The sequence below is a fragment of the Streptococcus sp. HMSC078D09 genome (assembly GCF_001813675.1).
Classification (GTDB): domain Bacteria; phylum Bacillota; class Bacilli; order Lactobacillales; family Streptococcaceae; genus Streptococcus.
In genome coordinates this window covers 375,441-382,502 of the sequence record NZ_KV813675.1, presented here as the reverse complement: position 1 = coordinate 382,502, position 7,062 = coordinate 375,441, and the positions used below count along the sequence as shown (strand labels likewise).

The 7,062-nt window shown below is 44.6% G+C and carries 8 protein-coding genes; all 8 read right to left on the bottom strand.

Annotated elements, in window-relative coordinates; genetic code table 11:
- Positions 1 to 90: 90 nt before the first annotated feature.
- The gene (gene tehB, locus HMPREF2926_RS07135) at positions 91 to 951 is read right to left on the bottom strand and encodes an SAM-dependent methyltransferase TehB (RefSeq protein ID WP_070587083.1); all 861 of its coding nucleotides are present in this window, start codon (positions 949 to 951) and stop codon (positions 91 to 93) included.
- 127 nt (positions 952 to 1,078) lie between these two features.
- Positions 1,079 to 1,546 (bottom strand): SsrA-binding protein SmpB, encoded by a 468-nt coding sequence (gene smpB / locus HMPREF2926_RS07130; protein ID WP_003005443.1) that lies wholly within the window; start codon positions 1,544 to 1,546, stop codon positions 1,079 to 1,081.
- Positions 1,509 to 3,869, bottom strand: a complete 2,361-nt coding sequence (gene rnr, locus HMPREF2926_RS07125; RefSeq protein ID WP_070587081.1) for a ribonuclease R — start codon at positions 3,867 to 3,869, stop codon at positions 1,509 to 1,511. Before rnr ends, smpB begins: the two co-directional genes overlap by 38 nt.
- Before the next feature lie 98 nt (positions 3,870 to 3,967).
- On the bottom strand, positions 3,968 to 4,201 hold the full coding sequence (gene secG / locus HMPREF2926_RS07120) for a preprotein translocase subunit SecG (protein ID WP_003008189.1): 234 nt from the start codon (positions 4,199 to 4,201) through the stop codon (positions 3,968 to 3,970).
- 41 nt (positions 4,202 to 4,242) lie between these two features.
- On the bottom strand, positions 4,243 to 4,392 hold the full coding sequence (gene rpmG / locus HMPREF2926_RS10680) for a 50S ribosomal protein L33 (protein WP_003005699.1): 150 nt from the start codon (positions 4,390 to 4,392) through the stop codon (positions 4,243 to 4,245).
- Positions 4,382 to 5,581: a multidrug efflux MFS transporter gene (locus tag HMPREF2926_RS07115; RefSeq protein ID WP_223345280.1), complete on the bottom strand. Its 1,200-nt coding sequence runs from the start codon at positions 5,579 to 5,581 to the stop codon at positions 4,382 to 4,384. Before HMPREF2926_RS07115 ends, rpmG begins: the two co-directional genes overlap by 11 nt.
- A 16-nt stretch (positions 5,582 to 5,597) precedes the next feature.
- On the bottom strand, positions 5,598 to 6,194 hold the full coding sequence (coaE, locus tag HMPREF2926_RS07110) for a dephospho-CoA kinase (RefSeq protein ID WP_024055274.1): 597 nt from the start codon (positions 6,192 to 6,194) through the stop codon (positions 5,598 to 5,600).
- The gene (gene mutM / locus HMPREF2926_RS07105; RefSeq protein ID WP_070587080.1) at positions 6,195 to 7,019 is read right to left on the bottom strand and encodes a DNA-formamidopyrimidine glycosylase; all 825 of its coding nucleotides are present in this window, start codon (positions 7,017 to 7,019) and stop codon (positions 6,195 to 6,197) included.
- Positions 7,020 to 7,062: the final 43 nt, after the last annotated feature.

Here is a 7,062-nt window from a genome sequence, read left to right as displayed (position 1 = left end):
TTCACCTAACGTCCGTACTCACCTAAGGAAGGTTTTTTATATGACTTTGTCTTCAATCTGAAGGCAGGATCCTAACATCCTGCTTTTTCTTTATTTTTTCTTTGCCAACATGGTTGCAAATCGAAGTTGAATTCGATTTCCATTCTCATCTCGACGATGGAGGTGGCCAGGATTTTCATTGTATTTGACCAATTCCCAATCCTTGTAATACTCCGCCAATTCTCCTTCTTTAAAGGTAAACGAGAAGGGCATCTGACAAGGATAATCTTCTGTATCCATGGCACAGACAATGAGATTGTAGCCACCTGGGTTGGTATGCTCTTGCATATTGCGAATGATCGCTGGGATCCGCTCTGCCTCTAAAAACATGAGGACCACAGTTGACACAATGAAATCATAGTTTTGGGTGAGTGCAGCAGCATTGATATCATAAAGTCCTACTGGCATGTCCATATCTTCCTCAGCGACAATACTTTGTAAGATCTCAAGAGCCAATTCATTTTGATCTACTGCTGTCACATCAAAGCCATGTTGGGCCAAAAAGAGAGCATTGCGTCCTTGCCCACATCCTAGATCCAGCGCTTTTCCAGCTGGGACAATTCCCACTGCTTCTAGCACCTCTGAATGGACAGGGTTGGTATTGTACTTTTTAGGAAAATAGTCTTTTGGCTCACAGTAAAATTCCAAGTACCACTCCACATCATCAGTCGCTGCTTCGACACGGTGCCAGGCCTGGGGCTCGGCCATGGGGTTCTCTGCTCCTGCTTCAAAAAGGTGGCTCGCGATTTCTTCTCCCACTGCTGTCAATTCAATAAATCTTAACTGACCTTTTAGAACCGTAATCTTCCCCCAGGTTCCTACCTTGGTATTGTGCTTTCTTTGAAGAGCTTCTGGCATAGTATCCTTGGTCCAGATAGGCATGCGCTTGTAAGCGATCAATTTTTGTGTCATGTGGCTTCTCCTTATTCTTTCAGTACCCTTATCATACAGGAAAAAACCCCTTTTTACAAGTTAGAAAAAAGGCCCCTCTCCGAGAAAAAAGCAATTCTGAAACAAGTTTCAGAATTGCTTTTTTAGTTTAACGTGTATTGTATTGTTTCATGACCCGTGCGATATCCCGGTTTTGTTCCCGACGTTTGATAGATTCACGCTTGTCATAATCATGTTTCCCTTTAGCGAGTCCCAAAAGCAATTTGGCATATCCATCCTTGAGATAGACCTTTAAAGGCACCAGGGTCATTCCTGTCCCTTTGGTGTCTTGGTCCAGCTTTTGGATTTGCTTTTTATGAAGAAGAAGCTTGCGACGACGGTCTGGATCTTGGTTCCAGATATTGCCTTCCTCGTAAGGGGCAATATGGACATTGCTGAGCCAAACTTCTCCATTTTTAACTTGTGCAAAACCATCTTTCAAGTTAATGCGTGCTGCACGGACACTTTTGATCTCTGTACCTGTCAGCACCATCCCTGCTTCTATTGTATCCACGATGGTGTAGTCATGTCTCGCCTTTTTATTTTGTGCGACTACCTTTCCTTCGCCCTTTGCCATGTTTGACTCCTTTCTTTGCTACTTCCTTGTAAAATGGTTTCTTCCCTTTTTTCTTTTTGGTTTTAGAGGAAGAATCTTTCCGCTTGTCATCTTTTCTAACGGTTGATCCCTTAGAAACTTTTTTGTCCTTGCGTCTGCGATCCCTGCGGTTGCCATCTCGGTCACGTCCTTTAGACTTGAGGCCTTTTTCAACGACATCCCATTCACTTGGAATATAAGAGAAATCAATCTCTCCTGTCATCTTGTCGGCTCTTTCGACCTTGATCCGGATTTGCTGACCGACACGGAAGGTCACTCCCGATTTTTCCCCGCGAAGGGTTAGATCACGTTCATTAAAATGGTAGAATTCAGGAAGATTGGTAATATGGATCAAACCTTCAACCGTATTTGGCAACTCCACAAAGAGGCCAAATTTCACCACACTGGAAACCACGGCATCGTACTCTTCCCCAACATAGTCTTCCATGTATTCGGCCTTCTTCATGGCTTCTACTTCGCGCTCTGCGTCAATAGCCCGGCGCTCTCGACTAGAGGATTGGCTGGCAATGTCTGGAAGGACTTGTTCAAAGTGTTCTGCCACTTCTTGGGATTTACCGTATTCGCGCACCATTCGATGAACCATCAGGTCTGGATACCGGCGAATGGGACTGGTAAAGTGGGTGTAATATTCCGCAGCAAGCCCATAGTGGCCATGGTTGTGCTCTGAATAACGGGCCTGTTGCATCGAGCGCAACAACATCATCGAAAGGACATCTGCATAGGGTTCTCCTTCGACTTTGCGCATGATTTCTTGCAGGGCTTCTTGGCTCATCTCACTAGCCGTTCCGTAGATCTGGATCCCAAAGCTAGAAGCATAATCGATAAACTTCTGTACTTTTTCTGCCTTTGGATCTTCGTGGATCCGGTAGATGAACGGCAGTTTCATTCGTGTAAAGTGCTCCGCCACTGTCTCATTGGCAATCAGCATAAAGGACTCAATCATCCGCTCCGCAATTCCTCTTTGACGGAGGACAATGTCGACCGGTTTTCCTTCTTTATTGACTAGAATTTTAGCCTCATTGGTATCAAAATTGAGGGCTCCTCGGCGAATCCGCATGCTTTCTAGAATACCATGCAGGGTGGCCATTTGATGAATACTTGGGACAATTTTCTTAAAGGTTTGAGCCTTTTCTTCGTCGCCTACTAAGATATCATTGACGTCACTATAGGTCATTCGGAAGGTCGTATTGATGACGGTTTGGGTAATGGTGTGCTTGACGACCTTTCCATGGGGATCAATCTCCATGATGGCAGACTGGGTCAGGCGGTCCACATTCGGATTTAAAGAACAGATCCCATTGGACAAGCGTTCTGGAAGCATGGGTACTACTCGGTCGGTCACATAGACAGAGGTTGCACGATTTAGAGCTTCCTTATCAAGAGCTGAGCCTTCTGTAACGTAATAAGAGACATCTGCGATGTGAACCCCCAGCTCAAAATTGCCGTTCTTGAGTGGCTTGATATGGACCGCATCGTCCAAGTCTTTGGCATCCGCTCCGTCGATCGTAAAAGTGATCTCCTCTCGCAGATCCAACCGCCCCTCTATATCCTTTGCAGATGGTGCATCTGGAACCTGCTCAGCCTCTTTCAGCACTTCTTCTGGAAATTCTGAGACGATATCCATAGATTCTAGCACTTCCAAGACATCAATTCCAGGATCTGTCACATGACCGACCACATCCCGCACAGTTGCCACAAAATAATTGTGTTTGCGGCTCGGGTATTGATCAATTTCGACCTTGAGGATTTCGGTACCTTCCAATTGGATGGCTGGCTTCTTCACATAGATCAGCTGGCTGATTTTTTGATTTTTCGAACGAATGTAGCCGGCATATTTGGGCTTTTCCTCATCCAGAACAATTTGTCCAACAACCGTTTTGACGCTATGATCCAAGACATCAATAATCTTCGCTTCTGCTGCCGTTCCTTTGTTTCGGTCTGCTACCTTGGTAATGACGATCTCAACAGTATCCCCATCGATGGCGTGGTTGACATCATTTCGACCAACAAAGAGGTCCTCTTCTTCGCCTTCTAAACTGACAAAGCCAAAGCCATTTTTATGGGCATGAAAGATCCCCTTGAGGGTAATGGCTGGGGCCTTCTTTTGAGCCAAACGAAGAGAGCCATCATCCTCGAATTTCAACTCATGACGGCGTTCCATCAGAGAGATGGTTTTGACCAAGTCACGAAAATCCTTAGATCCTTCTTTTCCTAGAGCTGCTGCCAGATCATTGATCTGGGCTTTGTCATGCTCTTGTAAATATTCTTTTATATCTGTTTTCATTAATTTTTTGCTGGTTATCCAGCCTCCTTTTTTCTATCTAATTTTATAATCATCGTTTTGCAAAATAAAAATAGGCAAAGACATTGTCTGAGCCTATCTTATCTACTAGAAAGTACCATTAAGATCATCGCGATCAATAACCAAAAGAAGATCATAATAGCTGTTAAACGCTGCATCACGGCTTCAAACCCGCGCGCTTTTGAACGTTCAAACAAGTCATTTGAGCTTGCGTCAAAGACGTTGCTCGATTGGTTTTTTGTTGGTTGCATAAAAATTGCGATAATAATCAATACTGATAATACTAGTAAAATAGTTGTTAATGCTCCGCTCATATTCAAAACTCCTTAAAATCCTCACTATTATACCATGAAAATCATTTTGATTCAATATGTAAGGTTACTTTTCTTTCCTTGGGACAATACTTCAAGACCTCGATCTTTTCGGGATGGGTTTTGGTATTTTTACTGGTCAAATAATTCTGACTCCCACAGCTTGTGCAGGTCAATTGAACTTTAATTCGCACGTACGTCTCTCACTTTCAAATACTTTCTAAATAAGAATAAGAGGAAAATCAAATCGGTAAAGGCCAAGAGGGCTGTGCCGTAAAAAACCCAATGATAGCCAAAATGCATGAAAATACTCGATCCCATCATTGGCCCTAACACGCCACCTAAGTAGTAAAAGAGCTGGTTGTAGCTAAAGATCCGAGAGATCCCTTCAGGAGGGGTTAAGCGATTTAACAAAGCAGAAACTCCTGGTAAAAGGGCACCAGTCCCAATCCCAAAAAGGAAGCGTAAGATTCCTAATTGCAGAGGCGTTTGCGCTTGGGCACAGAGAATATAAAGACAACCACTATAGAGAAGGGCGATTAATAAGAGCCGGTGATTCCCGATTCGGTCTCCGAGTTTTCCCATCCAACCTGAAAAGAGCATACTAGAGACTCCCATAGCCGAAACAATCATCCCCGATACAAAAATCAAGTTATCTCTTTGCCCTAAAGCTCGCACATAAAGAGGCAGGATTGGAGAAATAGATTGGGCGATCATTTGAATGGTCATACTGGTCAAAAAGAGGCCTAAGAGAATATCCTTTTGCTGAATGGACATGAGCAACTGCCAACTGGATTTTTGTTCTTCTTTTGGAATGGGCTCATAGTCTTCCTCGATGCCCCAAAAGGTTAAAAGGGACACTAGAAATAAGAAAAAGCCAACCAAAAGAAAGACATTGCGCATTCCCAGATTTTCAGCAATGAGTCCCCCAATCAAAGGCCCCATCAAGGTTCCAGCTACGACACCGGTCGACAAAGTCCCCAGGGCATAGCCTGATTGGTCCTTTGATACTTGACTGGCAATCAAGGCTGTACTATTAGGGACAAAGCCTGAAAAGACACCGTTGAGAAAGCGCAAAACCAAGAGCCAAAAGACGGATGGCACAAAGGCGATCCCTCCCATGGTCAGGGTCATAGCAATAGAAGCCCTGAGCATCATGGGTTTTCGACCATAGCGGTCGGCCAGGCTCCCCCAGATGGGAGACATGATCGCAGAGGTTACAGAAGAACTCGCGACGGCAATCCCAGCATAAAAAGGAACAGCCTTGCCCGTAACGCCCAACTCTTCTACAAATAGAGCCATAAAAGGCACAACTAACGAAAGGCTAGCTCCGATGAAAAAGCACCCGATCCAGGCAATATATAGATTTTTACGCCAATTGATTTCTCTTGTGATAAAATCATCTTCTTTCTAATTGTTTTAGGGCTGCATCTAATTGGGCATAGAGGGCAGTTAGATCGCCATTATTGTCTAAGACCAGATCTGCATGGGCTCTTTTTTCATCTAGCGGCATTTGAGCAGCGATGCGTTCTTTAGCCTGCAGTTCTGATAAGTGGTTGCGTTTCATCAGGCGCTTGAACTGGGTTTCTTTTGAGACAGCTACCAACCATACAGCCTCAAACCACTCTTCATAGTGCTGCTCGATCAAGAGGGGAATATCCATAAAAAAGAGACCGGATTGAGCAGCTTGCCTGTCTCTTGCATCTGCCAAAGCCTCACGAATGAGCTGGCCTTGGACGCGATTGGACCAGTCTCGTTCACTAGGACTTGAAAAAATCCGTTGACCTAAAGCGACGCGATCCAGCTCACCTTCTTTGGTAAGGATCTCTTTACCAAAATGATCTACTAAGACACGGTAGAGAGTTCCTCCTGGAACTTGCAAGTCATGAACCACTCGATCAGCATCAATGACAGGATAACCTTTTTCTTTCAAATAGGAGGTGACAGTGGATTTTCCTGAAGCAATCCCTCCTGTTAATCCGATGATTCTCGCCATCTAGTTCTCCTTTTGACAGTGCGGGCAAAAATGGGTTCCGCGTCCCCCCAGCTGGATTTTCTCAATCGGTGTCCCGCAGCGCAAACAAGGTTGACCTGTTTTCCCATAGACCTGGTGCTCTTCCTGCATGGTGCCATCCTCTCCGAAGGCATTGCTATAAGAGCGAATGGTGGAGCCACCTTTTTCGACAGCCTGAGCTAATACAGCGATTGTTTCCTTTCGAATAGCTTTGGCTTCTCTAGCAGTCAAGCTTTGACCCAAACGGGCTGGATGAACCTTAGCTCGATAAAGGACCTCATCTACATAGATATTGCCCAGACCAGCCACTAATTTTTGGTCTAAAAGAGCTGATTTAATGGGTTTCTTTGATTGTTTAAGAGCTGCTTGGAAGGCTGGTTCTTTAAAATCTGCTTCTGTCGGCTCTGGACCAATCTTTTTCGCCAAAAAATAGCTGTCGACAAGCTCAGGTACTATGACTTCCATGGTCCCAAACTTGCGGACATCTTCATAGACCAGAGTGCTACCATCTGTAAAATGAAAGAAGACATGGGCGTGCTTGCGAAGAGGGACTTCATCTGGATAAAAGAAATACTTGCCTTCCATCCGTAAATGCGAGATCAAAACCAAATCCGTCAAATAAAACAAGAGGTATTTCCCGCGGCGCCCCATGGCCCGAATTTCTTGACCTGGAAGATCTTGACAAAAAGCATCTAGATCCGTATGAATCATCTTTTGATACTTTACTTCCACTGATTGGATGGTTTTCCCAAGAATTAATTTCTCAAGACCACGCCGAACGGTCTCAACTTCTGGTAATTCCGGCATAGAACTCCTTTCAAAAACAAGAAGCAGGCTTCTGCCCACCTCT

Bases quoted from the DNA above. Each gene is read 5' to 3' on its own strand.
- mutM (WP_070587080.1), bottom strand. From the start codon at position 7,019: ATGCCGGAATTACCAGAAGTTGAGACCGTTCGGCGTGGTCTTGAGAAA.
- coaE (WP_024055274.1), bottom strand. From the start codon at position 6,194: ATGGCGAGAATCATCGGATTAACAGGAGGGATTGCTTCAGGAAAATCC.
- tehB (WP_070587083.1), bottom strand. From the start codon at position 951: ATGACACAAAAATTGATCGCTTACAAGCGCATGCCTATCTGGACCAAG.
- smpB (WP_003005443.1), bottom strand. From the start codon at position 1,546: ATGGCAAAGGGCGAAGGAAAGGTAGTCGCACAAAATAAAAAGGCGAGA.
- secG (WP_003008189.1), bottom strand. From the start codon at position 4,201: ATGAGCGGAGCATTAACAACTATTTTACTAGTATTATCAGTATTGATT.
- rnr (WP_070587081.1), bottom strand. From the start codon at position 3,869: ATGAAAACAGATATAAAAGAATATTTACAAGAGCATGACAAAGCCCAG.